Annotated in this window: 14 protein-coding genes; 7 read left to right on the forward strand and 7 right to left on the reverse strand. The window is 71.2% G+C overall.

Going from position 1 to position 19,172, the window contains the following annotated elements:
* From ACFYXB_RS18550 to ACFYXB_RS18575, 6 genes are all read left to right on the forward strand, one after another.
* Positions 1–2,556: a caspase family protein gene (locus ACFYXB_RS18550; RefSeq protein ID WP_389583389.1), complete on the forward strand. Its 2,556-nt coding sequence runs from the start codon at positions 1–3 to the stop codon at positions 2,554–2,556.
* Complete coding sequence (locus ACFYXB_RS18555; RefSeq protein WP_389583392.1) at positions 2,553–3,941, forward strand: extracellular solute-binding protein; 1,389 nt, start codon at positions 2,553–2,555, stop codon at positions 3,939–3,941. The genes ACFYXB_RS18550 and ACFYXB_RS18555 overlap by 4 nt, the downstream gene beginning before the upstream one ends.
* 158 nt (positions 3,942–4,099) lie before the next feature.
* Positions 4,100–4,957 (forward strand): serine hydrolase, encoded by an 858-nt coding sequence (locus ACFYXB_RS18560; protein ID WP_351349849.1) that lies wholly within the window; start codon positions 4,100–4,102, stop codon positions 4,955–4,957.
* 267 nt (positions 4,958–5,224) lie between these two features.
* The gene (locus ACFYXB_RS18565; protein ID WP_389583396.1) at positions 5,225–8,944 is read left to right on the forward strand and encodes an ABC transporter ATP-binding protein; all 3,720 of its coding nucleotides are present in this window, start codon (positions 5,225–5,227) and stop codon (positions 8,942–8,944) included.
* Between the two features lie 111 nt (positions 8,945–9,055).
* Positions 9,056–9,448 (forward strand): hypothetical protein, encoded by a 393-nt coding sequence (locus ACFYXB_RS18570; protein WP_351349845.1) that lies wholly within the window; start codon positions 9,056–9,058, stop codon positions 9,446–9,448.
* A gap of 103 nt (positions 9,449–9,551) precedes the next feature.
* The gene (locus ACFYXB_RS18575) at positions 9,552–10,988 is read left to right on the forward strand and encodes a S28 family serine protease (RefSeq protein ID WP_389583398.1); all 1,437 of its coding nucleotides are present in this window, start codon (positions 9,552–9,554) and stop codon (positions 10,986–10,988) included.
* Between the two features lie 24 nt (positions 10,989–11,012).
* Here ACFYXB_RS18575 and ACFYXB_RS18580 read toward each other — a convergent pair whose 3' ends face one another.
* Positions 11,013–11,627, reverse strand: a complete 615-nt coding sequence (locus ACFYXB_RS18580) for a hypothetical protein (RefSeq protein WP_389583400.1) — start codon at positions 11,625–11,627, stop codon at positions 11,013–11,015.
* 140 nt (positions 11,628–11,767) lie between these two features.
* Positions 11,768–13,621, reverse strand: coding sequence for a glycoside hydrolase family 3 protein (locus ACFYXB_RS18585; RefSeq protein WP_389583403.1), 1,854 nt, complete (start codon positions 13,619–13,621; stop codon positions 11,768–11,770).
* Positions 13,622–13,745: 124 nt separating this feature from the next.
* On the opposite strand from ACFYXB_RS18585, the gene ACFYXB_RS18590 reads away from it, so the two are divergent.
* Positions 13,746–14,336 carry an RBBP9/YdeN family alpha/beta hydrolase gene (locus tag ACFYXB_RS18590; protein ID WP_389583405.1) on the forward strand — a complete coding sequence of 197 codons (591 nt, stop codon included), beginning with the start codon at positions 13,746–13,748 and terminating at the stop codon, positions 14,334–14,336.
* On the opposite strand, the gene ACFYXB_RS18595 is transcribed toward ACFYXB_RS18590, so the two are convergent.
* The 5 genes from ACFYXB_RS18595 to ACFYXB_RS18615 all read right to left on the reverse strand — a co-directional run bounded on the left by ACFYXB_RS18595 (position 14,314) and on the right by ACFYXB_RS18615 (position 19,057).
* Entirely contained in the window at positions 14,314–15,552 is a 1,239-nt protein-coding gene (locus ACFYXB_RS18595) for an MFS transporter (RefSeq protein WP_389583408.1), read from the reverse strand. The genes ACFYXB_RS18590 and ACFYXB_RS18595 overlap by 23 nt on opposite strands.
* Before the next feature lie 115 nt (positions 15,553–15,667).
* Positions 15,668–16,468 (reverse strand): sugar phosphate isomerase/epimerase family protein, encoded by an 801-nt coding sequence (locus tag ACFYXB_RS18600; protein WP_389583410.1) that lies wholly within the window; start codon positions 16,466–16,468, stop codon positions 15,668–15,670.
* Between the two features lie 18 nt (positions 16,469–16,486).
* Positions 16,487–17,419 (reverse strand): GNAT family N-acetyltransferase, encoded by a 933-nt coding sequence (locus tag ACFYXB_RS18605; RefSeq protein WP_389583413.1) that lies wholly within the window; start codon positions 17,417–17,419, stop codon positions 16,487–16,489.
* 119 nt (positions 17,420–17,538) lie between these two features.
* Positions 17,539–17,958 (reverse strand): hypothetical protein, encoded by a 420-nt coding sequence (locus ACFYXB_RS18610; RefSeq protein WP_389583416.1) that lies wholly within the window; start codon positions 17,956–17,958, stop codon positions 17,539–17,541.
* Positions 17,959–18,010: 52 nt separating this feature from the next.
* A complete protein-coding gene (locus tag ACFYXB_RS18615) occupies positions 18,011–19,057 on the reverse strand; it encodes a LacI family DNA-binding transcriptional regulator (protein WP_389583421.1) in 1,047 nt (348 codons plus the stop codon).
* Positions 19,058–19,172 lie beyond the last annotated feature (115 nt).

Genomic DNA, 19,172 nt, shown 5'->3' on the forward strand with positions numbered 1-19,172 from the left:
GTGAGCCGCTACGACCCGCGCGGTAAGACGAACCGGGCGCTGCTGGTCGGCGTGTCCGAGTACGACTACATCACGGCGGAGACACCGGACGGGGTGCCGGGCCAGCTCCCGGCCGTCCACCACAATCGCAACCGGCTCAAGAACGCCCTGCACAAGTCAGGTGTGTTCGGCCAGGGCGAGATCGTCGTCTGTCCGTCGCCGTACCACGACGTCTTCGACGAGGCACTGCACCACGCCGCCCAGGAGACGGACGGCCTGCTGCTGTTCTACTTCGCCGGGCACGGCATCGTCTCCAACTCGGGGGACGAGCTGTTCCTGCAGATGCGCAACGCGCGCGTGTCCGCCGGCTTGCACGACGTGTTCCCCAACTCGGCTCGGCTCCTCCAGGTGCTGGTCGAGCTCGCCGGCAGCCGCGCCGAGCGGGTGGTGGTCGTCCTCGATTGTTGTTATGCGGGCAACGCGGCCGGGATCTGGCAGAACTTCAAGGGCCCCCACCGGGAAAAGATCCTGCTGCTGATGAGCGTGCAGTCCAACCGTCTCATCGACGGCGGTGACGGCAGCGGGGCGACGCCCTTCACCGAGGAACTCGTACAACTCCTGGACGATGACGGAGAGTTGTGGCTCTCCGATCTCTACGCCGAGCTGAAGAACCGGATGGGCCGGGCCGGGCACGTGACCGCGTTCGGCGATGCGCAGGAGCCGCAGGCCGCATGGGAGCCGGGCGAGGACGTGCTGCTGCGCCGCGGGTTCGGGCAGCCGTACACAAGACGGCCGACCCCGCAGCTCCCACCACGCCCGTCGCCCTGGATACGTGTCCTGGGTGCCCTCCGCACCCGCCTCCGGAACGGCACCACGTGGGTCAGGCGTCATCTGCGCGCCGTACTCGTCCTGCTGCTCGCCCTCGCCCTGACCACTCTCGGTGGCTACGGCATCGCCACCCTGGCCGCCGGTCACGGCAGTTGCACACCGCCCCTGGAGCTGCGGGTCATGACCGACCCCGACCTGGAGTCCACCGTCCGCTTTGCCGCTGCCACTTATCTGACCTCCGACGCGAACACCACCGGCGCCGGATGCCGCCGTACCGGAATCACCGTCTACAGCGCGGGCGCCGCCGACGCGGTGACCGCGCTGCGCGAGCGGACCGACGCCTGGCAGGACCCGGGGGAGGACGACGACCCGCAGCGGGACGTCGGTCCGCAGCCGGACGTGTGGATCCCCGCCGCCCACGCGGACGTCGGCCGGGTCACCATCGGGCAGGAGGGCCGCGTCCGCGCACAACTGGAGCCGGACCAGGCGCCGTTCGCCTACTCGCCGGTCGTCCTCGCCGTCCCGAACGGGCTCGCCGGCGGCGGGGACGCGCAGCGCACCGGCCGCTCGCTGGTGGAGCTGATCGACGACCTGGAGAAGAGGGACTCGAAAGCGGACGTGCGCCGCACCGACCCGGAGTACACCGACGCGGCACTGCTGGCGACGATGGGCCTGTACGGCGGCTCGGCCGACGCCCGCGGCGGCGAGCAGCGCCTCGCGCAGTCCGGACCGCCCGCGCCGACGGCCGCCGATCTGCTGTGCACGCTGCCCGACAACGAGCCCGTGGACAACAGCACCGCGGCCCTGGTCCCGGAGTTCCTGCTGAAGAGCGGCGTCGGCTGCGACGGGGCGACCCGCACCCCGCGCACGGCCGGCTATCCCAATGACGTGCCTGGTCTCGAGCCGACGTTCGTGCGGGTGAGCTGGCGGGACGCCGAACGTGACACGGAGGCACGCCAGGACGCGGTGAACGCCTTCCGCGACTGGCTGACGGGCGTGAACGGGCTGAAGGTGTTCGGTGCGGACGGCTTCCGCAGCGCGTCCGCCGGGCACCCGCTGCTGACCTCGCAGCTCGGTCCCGGGGTGCTGTCGGACCCCGGCCCGCTCCTGGAGGCGGCGGGAGGGACGGGGATGGACACGGCGCTGGAGAAGTACCGCAGTGCCAACGGTCCCGGCCGGGTGCTCTTCCTGCTCGACAGCTCCGGTTCCATGCAGGGGCGGTGGGACGGACCCAGCGGCGGGCCGGGGCTCCTGAAGCAGTCCCTGGGCGGGCTCGGCCCCCAGGACGAGTACGGCGTGTGGGCGGTGTACGGAACCACCGGCAGCGGCCACACCGACCTGCTGCCCTTCGGCCCCCACAAGAACGGCGAGGCACAGCGCGTCCTCGCCGACCCGAACAGGACGCGGGTGCGCGACGCCGAGGCCGATCCGCGCGTCGCCCTGCTCGCCGCGCTCGCCGACATGGCGGGCCGCGGCAAGGACGACGACCATCCGCAGCTGATCGTCTATCTCACCGACGACGAGGACGACAACCGCCTCAAGGGCGAGCAGCTCACCCAGGTGCTCGACAAGGCCCACCAGGCCGGCGTGCCGGTCGCCATGGTGTCGCTGACCAGCGGCGGCTGCGACCGGGGCCGGGCCGACGCGCTGATCTCGGAGACGAGCGGCGGGCGCTGCCTGGACGCGGGCGACGACCTCGGCGCGGGCCTGCACGACGAGGTCGCCCGCACGGGAACGGGGGAGCAGTGACGGCCCTGCGACACAAACTCCTCGCGCTGCTCCTGCCGCCGGCACTGCTGCTGGCCGCCTGCACCGGCGGGCCGGGCGGCGGCGCGGACCCGAAGGCCACCGCCGAGACAGCCGGCGAGATCGTGGTCGCCAGCGGGCGGGACGTCACCGGGAAGAACGGCATACGACAGCAGCTCATCGACGCCTGGAACCGTCAGCAGGGTGACTCCGGCTATCACGCCCGCCTGGTGGAGCTGCCCGGCTCCGCCGACGAACAGCGCAGCCAGCTGCTCGGCGCCCTGCAGTCGGGCAGCGCCACGTACGACGTGGTCAACCTGGACGTGACCTGGGTGCCGGAGTTCGCCGAGGCGAAGCTGATCCAGCCGCTGCCCGACACCGCCGTCGAGAAACCCACCGACCTCGTGCCCTCGGTGGCGGGCACGGGGGACTGGAAGGGCAAGCGGTACGCGGTGCCGTTCAACAGCGACGTCGGGCTGCTGTACTACCGGCGCGACTATCTGATCGAGGCCGGCGCCCAGCGCACCGACCTGAGCAAGGGCGTCAGGTGGGACGAGTTGCAGCGGCTCTTCGACGCCGTCGACCGCAAGCATCCCAAGGGTTACGAGGCCGGCTGGACCACCCAGCTCGCCGGGTACGAGGGCCGTACCGTCAACGCGATCGAGGCGTTCGCCTCGGCCGTCAAGGACTTCCGGCTCACCGACGCCGACGGCCACTACGCGGCCTCCGAGCAGGAACTGGCCGACGGGGTGGGCGAGTTGCGGCTGCGGACGGCATCGGCGTACACCCTCGACGACGCCGTCCACTCCGACGAGGCCGGCACACTCAGCGACTTCGCGGACGGCCGCACGGCCTTCGTGCGCCACTGGCCCTATGCCTACGGAGCCCTGTTCCAGACGTTCACGGAGAAACAGCTCGGCGTGGCCCCGCTGCCCGGCAAGGCGGTGCTCGGCGGCCAGAACCTCGCGGTGACCAGCTCCTCGGAGCGGGCGGCCAAGGCGGCCGACCTGATCAAGTTCCTCACCGACCAGGACAGCGAACGCTGCCTGCTGGACGCCGGGTTCGCCGCGACGCGCACCTCGGCCTACGAGAACGACGGACTGACCTGCTCGCACGCCCGTACGTCCGTCGCCGCGCCCTCGGCATCCCCGACCGGTGAGAGCACCGACCACATGCCGCGCGACGGTGCCGGCCGCCCGAAGTACGCCCGCGACATCCTGCTCCCGGCCCTGCGCAACGCGGTCCAGCGCCCGCGCACCCCGCTCTACGGGGCGTTCACCCAGACCTTCACCACGGAACTGGGCCCCCTGTTCGGCGACCACCCACCGAGCGACACGGAGCTGGCGCAGAGCCTCGACAAGGCCCTGCGCAAGGCACTTCCGGACTGAGGGGCAGGCCCCGTTGCGCGACGGGATCCGGCAAGTCGGTTGATCCGGGCGGGACTTCAGCCGACGTCCGCGGGGTCGAGATGCGCTGAGTGTGCCGGGAATCCGCAAAGGGTTCCGGGTCGTACAACCTTTCCCTCGAACTCGTGCGTCAAGAGGGCATGACTCATCCGACACCCAGACGTGCCAGAGTGCTGGCGGCCGCCGTCGGCGGCGCGGTGCTCATACCGGGCATCGTCGCCGCCACGCCCGCCGCCGCGGCGACACCCACGGTCAGCTGTACGTCCGCCAAGGCGGGCCTCGCCACCAAGCTGAAGAAGGACATCACGGCCGCCCTCGCCACCCGCAAGGGCACCATCGCCGTGGGCCTCTACGACCGCACCACCAAGACGACCTGCACCCTGCGCCCCTCCACCGCCTACGACTCGGCCAGCGTCGTCAAGGTGACCGTCCTAGCCACGCTGCTGTGGGACGCGAAGAAGCACAACCGGTATCTGACCGACCGTGAGGTCACCCTCACCAAGGCCATGATCACCAAGTCGGACAACAATGCGACCAGCGCCCTGTGGAAGCAGCTTGGTCTGACGAAGATCAAGGGCTTCCTGAGCGCCGCCGGGATGACCCAGACCAAGCCGGGCGCGAACGGCTACTGGGGACTGACCCAGATCACGGTGACCGACGAGCAGAAGCTGCTGAAGCTGATCACCGCCAAGAACACGGTCCTGAGCGACAACTCCCGCGCCTACATCCTCAAGCTGATGGGTCAGGTCATCTCGTCGCAGCGCTGGGGCACCCCGTACGGCCTTCCCTCCGGAGTCTCGTGGCACGTCAAGAACGGCTGGCTCCAGCGCTCCACGTACGGCTGGCGCGTGCACAGCGTCGGCACCTTCAAGGGCGGCGGCCACGACTACATGATCACGGTGCTGACCCACGGCAACAGCACCATGAACTACGGCATCACCACCATCCAGGGCGTCGCCAAGGTGATCCACAAGGACCTCGCGGCCGCCGGGGTTTGACCCTCCACGGTGTCACCGGTCCGTCCTACGGTGGCGCACCCTCACCGCCGGCCCGGCGGCGGCCATGTTCCTGACCGCCGCCGGGCACGCCTGTTCGCCCACCGTCCCCCTCGCCGCCCCGTCAGACCGCTCCTCCCTCTGCGCCACAACGGACCCGCTCTGTGACGACGGCCGAACCCAGCGGAGCGTTTTGTTGCGGAGGGATGAAATCCGCTTCCTTGTGCGTTGGTGCCTTCCGGAAGATCAGGTCAACTGGGAGGCACCCGCGTGACACCGCAACGGGGATGGGCAGGACGGCTGGCCGGGTACGCGTGGCGGCACCCGAAGGACGTCGTGCTCGCCCTCGGCTCCTCCCTCGCCGGCATGGCGGTCCTGGCGCTGGTCCCGCTGGTCACCAAGGTGATCATCGACGACGTGATCGGCGACCACAGCCGCGCCATGGGCCCCTGGGCGGGCGCCCTGGTCGGCGCCGCCGCACTCGTCTACGCCATGACCTATATCCGCCGCTACTACGGCGGCCGGCTCGCCCTCGACGTCCAGCACGACCTGCGGACGGAGATGTACGACGCGATCACCCGGCTCGACGGACGGCGTCAGGACGAGCTGTCCACCGGCCAGGTGGTCGGCCGCGCCACCAGCGACCTCCAGCTGATCCAGGGCCTGCTCTTCATGCTGCCCATGACCATCGGCAACGTGCTGCTCTTCCTGATCTCCCTGGTGATCATGGCCTGGCTGTCGCTGCCGCTGACCCTGGTCGCCCTCGCCGTGGCCCCCGCGCTGGCCTGGATCGCCCGCCGCAGCCGCACCCGGCTGCACCCCGCCACCTGGTACGCCCAGGCCCAGGCCGCCGCCGTAGCCGGCGTGGTCGACGGCGCCGTCAGCGGCGTCCGCGTGGTCAAGGGCTTCGGACAGGAGGAGCAGGAGACCGGCAAGCTGAGGGAGGTCGGCCGGCGGCTCTTCGCGGGACGCCTGCGCACCATCCGGCTGAACGCCAAGTTCACCCCGGCTCTCCAGGCCGTACCCGCCCTCGGCCAGGTCGCCATGCTGGCGCTGGGCGGCTGGCTCGCCGTACGCGGGCACATCACGCTCGGCACCTTCGTCGCCTTCTCCACCTACCTCGCCCAGCTCGTCGGCCCGGTCCGGATGCTCGCCGTGGTCCTCACGGTCGGCCAGCAGGCCCGCGCTGGCACCGAGCGCGTCCTGGAGCTGATCGACACCGAGCCGACCATGCGGGACGGCACGAAGGTCCTGCCCGCCGACGCGCCCGCGACGGTCGAGTTCGACGACGTGTCCTTCGGGTATGCGGACGACCGCCCGGTTCTCGACGGGCTGAGCTTCGAGATCCGCCCCGGCGAGACCCTCGCCGTCGTCGGCTCCTCCGGCTCCGGCAAGTCCACGGTCTCCCTGCTCCTGCCGCGCTTCTACGACGTCACCCACGGCGCCGTCCTCGTCGGCGGCCACGACGTCCGCGAGCTGACCCTCGACTCGCTGCGGGCCGCGATCGGCCTGGTCCCCGAGGACTCCTTCCTGTTCTCCGACACCGTGCGCAACAACATCGCGTACGGCCGCCCGGACGCCACCCAGGAGGAGATCGAGAACGCCGCCCGCGCCGCCCAGGCCGACCGTTTCATCGCCGAGCTGCCGGGCGGCTACGACACCAAGGTCGGCGAGCAGGGTCTGACCCTCTCCGGCGGCCAGCGCCAGCGTGTCGCCCTCGCCCGCGCGATCCTCACCGACCCGCGGCTGCTCGTCCTGGACGACGCCACGTCCGCCGTGGACGCCCAGGTCGAGCACGAGATCCACGAGGCCCTCAAGCAGGTCATGCAGGGGCGGACCACTCTGCTGATCGCCCACCGCCGCTCCACCCTGAACCTCGCCGACCGCATCGCCGTCCTCGACGGCGGCGGGCTCGCCGACATCGGCACCCACGACGAGCTCCAGGAACGCTCCGCCCTCTACCGCCGTCTGCTGACCGACCCGGACGAGCTGGGCGGCGTCTCCCCGGGCCACGCGCTGCCCGCGGCCGCCTCGGAGGACACCACGGTCCGCGAGGAGCTGGACGCCGAGTTCCACGCCGAACGCGGGGTGACCCCGCACCTGTGGACCGGCGACCGCGAACCGAAGGACATGGCCCTCGCGGGCACCCCGGCCACCCCCGAGCTCCTCGCCCAGGTCGAGGCCCTGCCCCCGGCGACCGACACCCCCGGTATCGACGAGGCACGGGCGGTCCGGGCGGAGGAGTCGTACGGCCTCCGGCGCCTGCTGCGCGGCTTCGGCCTCCCCCTCCTCGTCAGTCTGCTGCTTGTCGCCGTCGACGCCGGGATGGGCCTGCTGCTGCCGGTCCTGATCCGGCACGGCATCGACCAGGGCGTCACCCGGATGGCCCTCGGCGCCGTGTGGGCGGCGTCGCTGCTCGGTCTGGGCGCCGTCCTCGTGCAGTGGGCGGCGCAGATCGGCGAGACCCGGATGACCGGCCGCACCGGCGAACGCGTCCTGTACTCCCTGCGCCTGAAGATCTTCGCCCAGCTCCAGCGCCTCGGACTCGACTACTACGAGCGCGAGTTGACCGGCCGGATCATGACGAGGATGACGACCGACGTCGACGCCCTCTCGACCTTCCTGCAGACCGGTCTGGTCACGGCGTTCGTCTCCGTCGTCACCTTCTTCGGGATCATGGTCGTCCTGCTGGTGATCGACATCCAGCTGGCCCTGGTGGTGTTCGCCACGCTGCCGCCGCTGATCGTCGCCACCGTCTTCTTCCGCCGGGCGAGTGTGAAGGCGTACGAACTGGCCCGCGAGCGCGTCTCGGTGGTCAACGCAGACCTCCAGGAGTCGGTCTCCGGGCTGCGTATCGTGCAGGCCTTCCGGCGCGAGCGGGACGGCGGACGGCGGTTCGCCGAGCGCAGCGCCGACTACCGCGCCGCGCGCATCCGGGGCCAGTGGCTGATCTCCGTCTACTTCCCGTTCGTCCAGCTCCTGTCGTCGGTCGCCGCGGCCGCCGTACTGATCGCGGGCGCAGGCCGGGTGGAGGCGGCCACGCTGACCACCGGCGCGCTGGTGGCCTACCTCCTGTACATCGACCTGTTCTTCGCCCCCGTCCAGCAGCTCTCCCAGGTCTTCGACGGCTACCAGCAGGCCAGCGTCTCCCTGGGCCGTATCCAGGAGCTGCTCCAGGAGCCGACGTCCACCAAGGCCGCCGACGCACCGCTCGACGTGCTGTCCCTGCGCGGCGACATCGCCTTCGAGGACGTGCACTTCGCGTACGGCACCGACGAAGAGGCCCTGACCGGCATCGACTTGACGATCCCCGCCGGGCAGACCGTCGCCTTCGTCGGCGAGACCGGTGCGGGCAAGTCGACGCTGGTCAAGCTGGTGGCGCGGTTCTACGACCCGACGGGTGGCCGGGTCACCGTCGACGGCACCGACCTGCGCGCCCTGGACCTCACGTCGTACCGGCACCGCCTGGGCGTCGTCCCGCAGGAGGCGTACCTGTTCCAGGGCACCGTCCGCGACGCCATCGCCTACGGCCGCCCCGACGCCACCGACGCCGAAGTCGAGGCGGCGGCACGGGCGGTGGGCGCGCACGACATGATCGCCACACTCGACGGCGGCTACCTCCACGAGGTCGCCGAGCGCGGCCGCAACCTCTCGGCGGGCCAGCGCCAGCTGATCGCCCTCGCCCGCGCCGAACTCGTCGATCCCGACGTGCTGTTGCTCGACGAGGCCACGGCGGCCCTCGACCTCGCCACGGAGGCACAGGTCAACCAGGCCACGGACCGACTGACGGGCCGCCGTACGACCCTGGTCGTCGCCCACCGCCTGACCACCGCCGCCCGCGCGGACCGGGTCGTGGTGATGGATCACGGCCGGGTCGCGGAGGACGGCACCCACGAGGAACTGCTGGCCAGGGGCGGCCGGTACGCGTCGCTGTGGCGCACGTTCGTGGGGGAGGGAGAGCCGGAGGAGCCGGTGGGCGTGGCCCGTTGAGACCCGGCACAGCGTTCCGCTGACGGCCGTGCAACCATCCGACATACGTCGTGCGTCCGTACATCAGTACGTCCATGGCAGGCGCAGGGGTGCGGTACGGGAGGGGCGACAGTGGACAGTGGTGCGATACGCCGACGACTGGCGCTGGGCGCGGCCGTGCTGGCCGCGTCCGGGGTGCTCGCGCTCGTGGCACCCGGCAGCGCGCAGGCGGCGGCGAACGGGGGCTGCGCCGGACGCCAGGTGAAGACCCTGCCCTTCTCCACCGGCACCGTGCACATCTACAAGCGCAACGGCTACGTCTGCGCCGTCACCCTCCCCAAGAACCCCGGCACGAGGCGCCTGATGTCGGTCAGCGTGCAGGCGCGCGGCAACCGGCCGGTCGTGGACCGGGGGCGGTACGCACAACTGGCCGGCCCGGTCACGGTCCATGCCGGGCACCGCTGCGTGTGGGTCAAGGGCTCGGTGGGCCGGGGCTCGGTCAGCTCCGGCTGGATTCTCTGCTGAGGGCGTGACAGCACCGACGTGACCACATAACGCAAACCCCCCTGGTGTGAAGGCGGTTGCTCCGATAGCTTCCGGCGCACATCTGTTCTCATAGGGAGGGTGCATGCGCAAGGCGCTCAGATGGCTGCTCGCGCTCACGGTGCTCATAGGCACGCTGAGCACGGCGGGGGCGGCCACCGCGGCCCAGCCGGCGGCCACGACCGGCACCACGGACATCAAGGAACAGCTCCTCGCGATACCGGGCATGAGCCTGATCGAGGAGAAGCCGTACACCGGCTACCGCTACTTCGTCCTCAACTACACCCAGCCGGTCGACCACCGGCACCCGTCCAAGGGCACGTTCCAGCAGCGGATCACCGTGCTGCACAAGGACGTCAGCCGCCCGACGGTGTTCTACACCGGCGGCTACAACGTCTCCACGACCCCCAGCCGCCGCGAGCCGACCCAGATCGTGGACGGCAACCAGGTCTCCATGGAGTACCGCTTCTTCACACCCTCCCGCCCGGCCCCGGCCGACTGGTCCAAGCTCGACATCTGGCAGGCGGCGAGCGACCAGCACCGCATCTTCAAGGCCCTCAAGGCCGTCTACTCCGGCAACTGGATCGCGACGGGCGGCTCCAAGGGCGGCATGACCGCCACCTACTACGAGCGCTTCTACCCGGGCGACATGGACGGCGTCGTCGCCTACGTCGCCCCCAACGACGTGGTCAACAACGAGGATTCGGCGTACGACCGCTTCTTCACGCAGGTCGGCACCAAGGAGTGCCGGGACCGGCTGAACGCGGTCCAGCGGGAGGCGCTGGTGCGCCGTGAGCCGCTGGAGAAGAAGTACGCGGCGTACGCGGCCGACAACGGCTACACCTTCACCACCGTCGGCAGCCTGGACCGCGCCTACGAGGCCGTCGTCCTCGACTACGTGTGGGGCTTCTGGCAGTACAGCCTGCTGTCCGACTGCAACACGATCCCGGCGGACGCGAAGACCGCGACCGACGACGAGATCTGGAACTCGGTCGACACGATCTCCGGGTTCTCCTTCTACACGGACCAGGGCCTGGAGCCGTACACGCCGTACTACTACCAGGCGGGCACCCAGTTGGGTGCGCCGACGATCCACTTCCCGTACATCGAGAAGAAGTACGTCACGTACGGCTACCAGCCGCCGCGGAACTTCGTCCCGCGCGCCATCCCGATGAAGTTCCAGCCGAGCGCGATGCGCGACGTGGACAGCTGGGTACGGCACAACGCCCACCACATGCTCTACGTCTACGGCCAGAACGACCCTTGGGGCGCCGAGCGGTTCCGCCTCGGGCACGGTGCGAAGGACTCGTACGTCTTCACCGCCCCCGGCATGAACCACGGTGCGAACGTGGCCGGCCTGGTCGCCGACGAGAAGGCGCTCGCCACGGCCCGGATCCTCGAGTGGGCCGGAGTCGCGTCCCCGACGGTCCGGTCGAACCCATTGGCGGCGAAGCCGCTGGCACGCTACGACGCGAAGCTGGACGTCCGTGAGGTGGAGCGGGAGCCGATGCTGCGCCCGTGACACTCAAGGGCTGCGCCCGGTGGGCTACATCCGCCGGGCGCAGCCCACCGGGGCCTTGCCGCCGAGCTGGACGTAAAGGGCCGTGGCAGCAGGGCACGTGGCGAGAGTGGCCACGGCTCCGGTGACCTTGTACTGCGGTTTCCGCTTCCCCGACCCGTCGCACGCGGTCTCGCGGACCTCGCCCTTGCCCGCGCTGTAGACACAGTCCCCGGCGATCGTGCGGGGACCGCCTCCGCCGCCGGGGTCGCCGGGGTGCGGGGGTTCCAGGTTGCGCATGCAGGCGTAGCCCTGCGGGATGGAGGCGTCGCTGCCCTCCACCGGCGGCTGGGCGCTGATGTGGAGAACGAAGTCGGTGGTCGGCGGGCACGGCGGACCGTCGCCGACCCGGCCGTCGTAACGGGCGACGACCCGGGCGGCCGCCCGTTCACTCGCGCACGGCACCTCGGTGAAACTCGCCGTACCGAACGAACTGCACTCGCCGACGGCCAGGACCCGCTCGCCGTACGCCGAGGTCGAGTTGCCGACAGGTGTCGGCCGCCCGCCGCGCCCGTCCGCACCCGCGCCACCCGACGACGATCGCTGACATCCCGCCAGCAGGACGCCGGTCAGCGCCGCCAGCAGCGCGCACACCACCCGCATGAAACATCTCCCGCACATCGGCATCCCACCAGATCTCGGTCCAGCGTGGCCCGCGACAGCGGGCACACGCCAGACATGCGGGAGGTTTTCCCCCGTTTGAGGGGGGCAAGACCGATTCAGGGCATACGCCTGACGTGCGCCTAGTACGTCAGTCCGTGCCCGATCGGATACAGCACCTGCGTCGGATCGTCGGCCCGCTGCACCGGCACCGGCAGCTTGCCCCGCGGCTCCACCTGCCCGGCCATCACCCGTACGGCGGCCCGGACTTCGACGTCGGTCCAGGAGTAGGCCGCCAAGTAGCCCTTGACCGTGGGGAGTTGAGCGACGTCGTACGGATTCCTGATCGCGACGGCGACGACCGGCTTCCCGGTGGCGACGAGCCGTTCGACGAGCGTCTTCTGGCTGTTGCCCGCCGTGACGTTGTACGTCGCCACGACCACCGCGTCCACGCCCTGCGCGGCACTGACGGCATTGGTGATCGTGGTGGCGGACGGTGCCGTGCCCGTGGACAGGGCGGAGGCGGTGAACCCCAGCTCGGTGAGGGCGGCGGCCAGCACGCTGGTGGGCGGACCGGTCGTGCCCGACGGGGAGGCCGGATCGGCGCCGACGACCAGCACCTTCTTGTGCGTACGGCGGGACAGCGGAAGCAGGCCGCCCTCGTTGACCAGCAGCGTCGTCGTCCGCTCGGCGATCTTGTCGGCGGCGGCCAGATGTTCGGCCGTACCCACGACGTGGTCGATGTGGGCGTCGCTGACGTAGGGATCGTCGAACAGTCCCAGCCGGTCTTTCAGCCGAAGCACCCGGAGGATCGATTCGTCGAGCCGTGCCTCGGTCAGTTCACCACTGCGTACGGCTGCAAGGACGGCGTTCCACGACACGTCCAGGTTCGGCGGGTTGAGAAGCTGGTCGACGCCCGCCTTCAGGGCGAGCACCGGCACCCGGTCGTCGCCGTACTTGGTCCGTACGCCCTCCATGCCGAGCGAGTCGGTCACCACGCACCCGTCGTAGCCCAGTTCCTCGCGCAGGATGCCGGTGAGGATCGGGTGCGAGAGGGTGGCCGGGTCGCCGGAGTCGTCGAGGGCCGGGAACTGGATGTGGGCGGTCATGATCGAGTCGATGCCGGCCCGGATCGCGGCGCGGAAGGGTACGGCGTCGAGCGACTCCCAGACCTCCCTGCTGTGGGTGATGACGGGGAAGCCGTAGTGACTGTCGACGGCGGTGTCACCGTGACCGGGGAAGTGCTTGGCGGTCGCGGCGACCCGTGACCCCTGATACCCCTTCACCTCGGCCGCCACGAGCCCGGCGACGGCCTGGGGGTCGGCGCCGATGGAGCGGACGCCGATGACGGGGTTGGCCGGGTTGACGTTCACGTCGGCGTCGGGGGAGTAGTCCTGGTTGATGCCGATCGCGCGCAACTCGGCGCCGGAGATACGGCCGAGGGTGCGTGCGTCGGTCCGCGACCCGCCCGCCCCGATGGCCATCGCGCCGGGGAAGAGGGTGGCGGGCTCGCCGACCCGGCAGACGATGCCGTGCTCCTGGTCGGTGGTGATGAGCAGGGGCAGCCCACGGGGCCGGTCGAGTGAGGCCTGCTGTATCCCGTTGGACAGGCCGGCGATCTGGTGGGGATCGCGGGTGTTGTGGGCCCACGCGAAGTAGATGATGCCGCCGACGTGGTACTTGGCGATCAGCTCGGCCGCCGTCCGCACCCCGATCTCGGTGAGGTTGGCGTCGATGTCGGCCTGGTCGGGGTCGGTGGCCGAGTGGCCGTAGACCCGCATCACGAAGAGCTGACCGACCTTCTCTTCCAACGACATCTGGGAGATGAGGCCGCGCAGCCGCGTGTCGCGGTCGACGGCGTCGGAGGCGTCGGTGGCGTCGGCATGGGCGGTCCCGCTGAGCGCGAGGCTTGCACTGATGCCTGCGGTGGCGGCGAGGACGGTACGTCTGGAGGGGCGTGCGGTGTTTCCTGTGCTTCCCGTGCTGGTGTCGGGCACGTGCGCTCCTTCCGGAGGAGATCCACTGAAGGAAACTTCCGAGGAGCCACCAATATCCGGGAAGTTTCTGCCAGTCAAGGGAGCGCGCAGCAAGCGGACGGCCCCAGGATGCGAGCATCCCGGCATGACGACACGTTCCTTCCTCGTACTTCACGGCTGGCAGAATCACCGGCCCAGGGACCACTGGCAGCACTGGCTCGCCGATCACCTCCGTGAGCTCGGGCACCACGTCACCTATCCGCAACTGCCCGACCCCGACGACCCCGATCTCGAGGTCTGGCTGGCCGAGTTGGGACGGCACCTCACGGAGTTGCCGAGGGGCGGGGAGCGGATCGTGCTCGCGCACAGTCTCTCCGCCGTGCTGTGGCTGCATGCCGTTGCGCGCGGTGTGAAGGAGGTGCGGGAAGCGGACCGGGTGCTTCTCGTCGCACCGCCCTCCGGATCCGTACTCCTCCAGTATCCGGAAGTCGCCGAATTCGCCGCACCCGCGCTGGACTTCGGCCTTCCGGGGCCGACCCGGCTCGTGGCGGGTGACAACGATCCGTACTGTCCGGAAGGCGCCCGTGCCGGCTTCGGTGAGCCCCTCGGGATCCCCACCGAGATCATCCCCGGCGCCGGCCACCTCGACCTCGACGCCGGTTACGGCTCCTGGCCCGCCGTACTGGAGTGGTGTCTGGACCCGGCCGGCCCGCTCACCGCCCGTCCGACGGTGTAGCCCTGTCGCGCAGTTCCGGCGTCGTCGCGCCCACCGCAGCCACCGCCAGCAGGCACATGAGGCCCCCGGTGACGAGCGCGGTGGCGCCGGAGGTCCAGCCGGCGACGAGGCCGCCGCGTACGTTGCCGAGGCTCGGCCCCGCCTGGCCGACGATCACCTCGGCCGCGGTGACCCGGCCGAGCAGCGCGTCCGGTGTCCGGGTCTGGACGATCGTGGAGCGGGACACGACGGACAGCGAGTCCGCCGCTCCGACCACGACCAGGAGCCCGATGCCGGTCAGGGGGCTGGTCGTGAGCCCGAAGAGGAGCACGGCCGCGCCCCAGGTGCCCGTGCCGCACAGCATCACCCGGCCGGGGCGCCTCAACCGGGTCACCGGGCCGGACAGCAGCGTCGCTCCTGTCCCGCCCACCGCCATCGCCGACAGGAACAGGCCCAGCGTGCGCGGGTCGCCGCCGAACCGTTCGGCGTTGACCAGCGGGAAGAGGCTGATGGGGAAGGCCAGGACCGTGGCGGCGAGGTCGGTGATCAGCGCGCCCCGAACCACCCGGTGCCCGGCCAGGAAACGCAGGCCGTCCAGCACCCCGCGCAGGCCGCCCTGCGCCGGTTCGCCCTCGGGCGGCAGCGCGGGCAGGCCGAAGGCGCCGTAGAAGGAGAGGCCGAAGCTGAGGGCGTCCAGGAGGTAGCAGGTGCCGATGCCCAGCCGGCCGAGCAGTACGCCGGCCAGTGCGGGGCCGGCGAGCATCATCGCCTGGCCGGTGACCTGGTTGAGCGCGAGTCCGGCGGCCACCTGGTCCTTGGGCAGGAGCCGGGGCACGAACACGCCCGCCGCCGGAGCGCCGAGCGCGCCGAACGCCGACTGGACGGCGACCAGGGCGAGTACGGCGATCACGGGGACGTGTCCGGTGAAGCCCTGTACCGCGAGGAGGAGGGAGCAGGCAGCCTGGCCGACCGTGGCCGTCAGGAAGATCCGGCGGCGGTCGGCGCGGTCCACCCACGACCCCGCGAACAGCCCGAACGTCACCATCGGCAACGCCTGCGCCAGCCCGACCGCACCGCTCCACGCCGCGCTGTGCGTCATGTCCCAGACCTGGTACATGACGGTGACCATGGTCATGAAGCCGCCGAGCGTGGACACGGTGCGCCCGATCAGCAGCCGCCGGAAGACGGGGGAGGTGTGCAGGGGGCGTACGTCGATGAGGGAACGTGTCAGGCTCATGAGCGCGGTGGCACGGGGATGGCGCACGGCGCCGACGGCTGGATCACCGGGGGAGGCTAACCGGGCACCCGCGACCCCGGCCAGTCAATTCGACCGCACCTCGGCTGCCGCCCCGCTACGCCGCCTCGTTCAGCAGCCGCACGAGGTGTTCGCGCCCCGCGCCCAGCAGTTCGGGGAGCGGGGCGGCCGTCTCGTACCACCGCTTCTCGTACTCCCAGCACAGCCAGCCGTCCCAGCCGTGGCGGCACAGGACGTCCACGCACTCGGTGAGCGGCAGCACCCCGGCACCGAGCGGCAGGGGGGTGGTGTCGTCGGCCGAGGCGATGTCCTTGACCTGGACGTATCCGAGGTAGGGGGACAGGGCCGCGTACGACTCCTGCGGCTGCTCGCCGCCCAGCCAGGTGTGCATCACGTCCCACAGCGCGCCGATCTGACGATGGCCGACGGGGCCGAGGACGCGGATCGCGTCGGCGCCGGTGCGGTGCGAGTCGTGGGTCTCCAGGAGGATGCGGACACCGAGGGCGGACGCGTCCTCGGCGGCGGTGCCCAGGCGGCGGGCGGCCGTGGCGTCGGACTCCGCCCGCGGGAGGTCCGGGTCGGCGCCCGGGAAGACCCGGACGAAGGGGGCGCCCAGGTCGTGGGCGAGTTCGAGGAGCCCGCGGATCTCGTCGAGCACGGGCTGGTCGTCGCCGGGGGCCGCGACCTTGGCGTACCCGGCGAGCCCCAGCACCTCGACGCCGGTCGCCTTGAACGCGGCGGCCACGTCGGCCCGGTCGGCGGGCCCGAGCCCGGGGTGCACCGGCTCCTCCGGGTGGGCGCGCAGTTCCACGCCGTGGTAGCCGTGGGCGGTCGCGAGCGCCAGTACCTCAGGCACGGGCAGGCCGGGGACACCGAGGGTGGAGAAGGCGAGCTTCATATGCACCGACCCTACTCGTCACTCGGCCGATCCGTGCAGATCCAGGCGCCAGTCCTGGCCCACGAGATCCCTGCCGAAGGAGCGGTGCGGCTTCTCGGCGATGAGGACGAAGCCGTGGCGCTGGTAGATGCGGCGCGCCGAGGCCAGGATGTCGTTGGTCCACAGCACCAGGTCCCGGTAGCCGACGCCGCGCGCGAAGTCGATCACGGCCTCGACCAGCCGGTCGCCGATGCCGAGCCCGCGCGCCTCGGGTTCGACGAGGAGGAGCCGCAGCCGGGCGGTGGCGGGCGTGTCGTCGCGCACGCACATCACACAGCCCACGGCCCGGCGGTTCAGCTCGGCGATCCACACCCGCTCCAGATGCGGGTCGTGGTCCTCGGCGAAGTCGGCGACGATGCGTGCGACGAGTCCCTCGTAGTCGGTGTTCCAGCCGTACTCGGCGGCGTACAGCGCGGCGTTGCGCTGCACGATCCAGCCGAGGTCGCCGGGGCCGGGCTCGCGCAGGACGACGTCCCCGGGGCCCGGGGCGCGTCCGTCGCCGAGGATGCCGCGGATGGTGCGCATCGCCTCCGCGAGCCGGTCCCGGTCACCCGGAGCGACGGTCCCCAGAAGCGAGCCGACCGTCTCCCGCGCCCGCTCGTCGAGCAGATCGGCGGCCTCGCGCCCGCGCGGCGTGAGGCTGATACGCCGACGCCGCGGATCCTTCTCCGACGGCGCCCGCTGGACCAGCCCGTCCTGCTCGAACTTGTTCAGGATCCGGCTCAAGTACCCCGCGTCGAGGGAGAGTTCGGCACGAAGATCGGCGACGTCCGTGCGCGGCGAGTGGGCCAGCTCGTACAGCACGCGGGACTCGGTGAGGGTGTACGGGGCGTAGAGGTGGCGGCCGTAGTCGAGGGCGCCGATCACGTTGGTGTAGAAGCGGTTGAAGGCGCGGATGTCCTGGACGGTCATGATGCGGCCTCGAAGTCTCGATGCTTGACTCAGTCAGAGATACCGTTACTCCGAGGCTAGACCGGCATACGCCGCGCGTCCATGCCCGGGCCCCTGCTCGTCGACGGGCCGGTAGGCGGTCACCCTCCGCCACGGGGCCACACCGCGGCGGCACCCACTCCGACGTCACGCAACCGGCGCGCCAGCAGCTCGATCTCGGGCAAGGTGCCCTCGTATCCGGCGGTCAGAACCCGCTCCAACACGCTTCCGACCTGGGCCGGGCCGAGATCGAGCTCCCTCCGCAGAACCCGCATCACTGCCACCCGGTCGACGGGTGGCTCCAGACGCAGCACCGCCGCCCCGTGTTCGATGAGCAACCGCCGCCGTACGTCGTCCGGCACCTCCCGTCCGCATACGGCGACGGCTGCCCCGCACTCCGGGCAGACCGTCTCGGTGTCCCAGCGCAACGAGTCCCCGACCAGGGCCTGGACCCCATGCCACCTGGCGGGGGCGCCGCAGTCCGGGCACGGGACGGAATCCTCGAGGGAGACGGCACGCACGACCCGGAGAAACCCCTCTGCACTCGGGCCGGCAACACCGACGTCCGTGACGTCAGGACCGTGGCACCCCGGAGGACCCCCGTACCATCAACTCCCCCCGCACCGTGGCGATACCACCCGGCGGCGGCTCCTCACGCCCCATCGCGATGCGGCCCGCACGTGCTCCCGCCTCCGCCAGGGGCAACCGCACCGTCGTGAGGGACGGCACCGCGTCGATGCTGAAGGGGAGGTCGTCGAAGCCGGCGACCGAGACGTCCTCGGGTATGCGCAGGGCGGACTCGCGCAGGGCGGCGCACGTGCCGAGGGCGACGGAGTCGTTCGCGGCGACCACCGCGGTCAGGGACGGGTCCCGCCGCAGGAGTTCCAGCGTCGCCTCGTAACCGGAACGGCGGTCGTAGCGGCCGTGGACCGTCCAGTTCGGGTCCTCCTCGATCCCGGCCGCGGCCAGCGCCGCGCGGTGGCCCTCCAGTCGGTGCCGGGTCGTGGTGCGCTCCTCGGGACCCGCGATGTAGCCGAGCCGGCGATGACCGAGACCGATCAGATGATCCGTCAACTCACGTGCGCCACCACGGTTGTCGAAGGTGAGCGCGACGGCCTGGGTCTCGGGGGCGGGTGGCCGACCGCACAGCACCACCCGCGTGCCCGCCTCCGTGAGCTTGCGCAGCTTCGCCGCCACCGCCGCCGCGTGCGGCGCGTCCTCTACGGCCCCGCCGGTCAGCACGACCGCGGCCGCCCGCTGCCGCTGGAGCAGGGTCAGGTACGTCAACTCCCGCTCGGGCGAGCCCCCCGTGTTGCAGACCACGGCCAGCCGTTCGCCGCCGGCCCGGCCGCCCGGCCCGCCGATCTCGGCCTGGATCGCGCTTGCCATGATCCCGAAGAAGGGGTCCGCGATGTCGTTGACCAGGATGCCGACCAGGTCGGACGTGGCCGCCGCGAGGGCGCTCGCGGGGCCGTTGAGGACGTAGTCCAGCTCGTCCACGGCCCGCAGCACCCGCTCCCGCGTGGAGGCGGCCACGGGATAGTTGCCGTTCAGCACGCGCGACACCGTCGCGGGCGAGACCTGGGCGCGGGCCGCCACGTCCGCCAGGGTCACCGTCATCTCGTCGTCCTCCGGTCGCGCATCTCGTCGTACGTCGTGCAGACCATAAGGCCAATGCCCCGAGTTGTTCGCCCCCTCGAACAACTCGACCATGTCACGGTCTTGTACAGACCAC

The sequence above is a fragment of the Streptomyces sp. NPDC002619 genome (assembly GCF_042889305.1).
In the GTDB taxonomy this organism is placed as follows: domain Bacteria; phylum Actinomycetota; class Actinomycetes; order Streptomycetales; family Streptomycetaceae; genus Streptomyces.

Coding starts and splice junctions, on each gene's coding strand:
- ACFYXB_RS18605 (WP_389583413.1), bottom strand. CDS start 17,419: ATGACCGTCCAGGACATCCGCGCCTTCAACCGCTTCTACACCAACGTG.
- ACFYXB_RS18615 (WP_389583421.1), bottom strand. CDS start 19,057: ATGACGGTGACCCTGGCGGACGTGGCGGCCCGCGCCCAGGTCTCGCCC.
- ACFYXB_RS18580 (WP_389583400.1), bottom strand. CDS start 11,627: ATGCGGGTGGTGTGCGCGCTGCTGGCGGCGCTGACCGGCGTCCTGCTG.
- ACFYXB_RS18560 (WP_351349849.1), top strand. CDS start 4,100: ATGACTCATCCGACACCCAGACGTGCCAGAGTGCTGGCGGCCGCCGTC.
- ACFYXB_RS18575 (WP_389583398.1), top strand. CDS start 9,552: ATGCGCAAGGCGCTCAGATGGCTGCTCGCGCTCACGGTGCTCATAGGC.
- ACFYXB_RS18595 (WP_389583408.1), bottom strand. CDS start 15,552: ATGAGCCTGACACGTTCCCTCATCGACGTACGCCCCCTGCACACCTCC.
- ACFYXB_RS18590 (WP_389583405.1), top strand. CDS start 13,746: ATGACGACACGTTCCTTCCTCGTACTTCACGGCTGGCAGAATCACCGG.
- ACFYXB_RS18600 (WP_389583410.1), bottom strand. CDS start 16,468: ATGAAGCTCGCCTTCTCCACCCTCGGTGTCCCCGGCCTGCCCGTGCCT.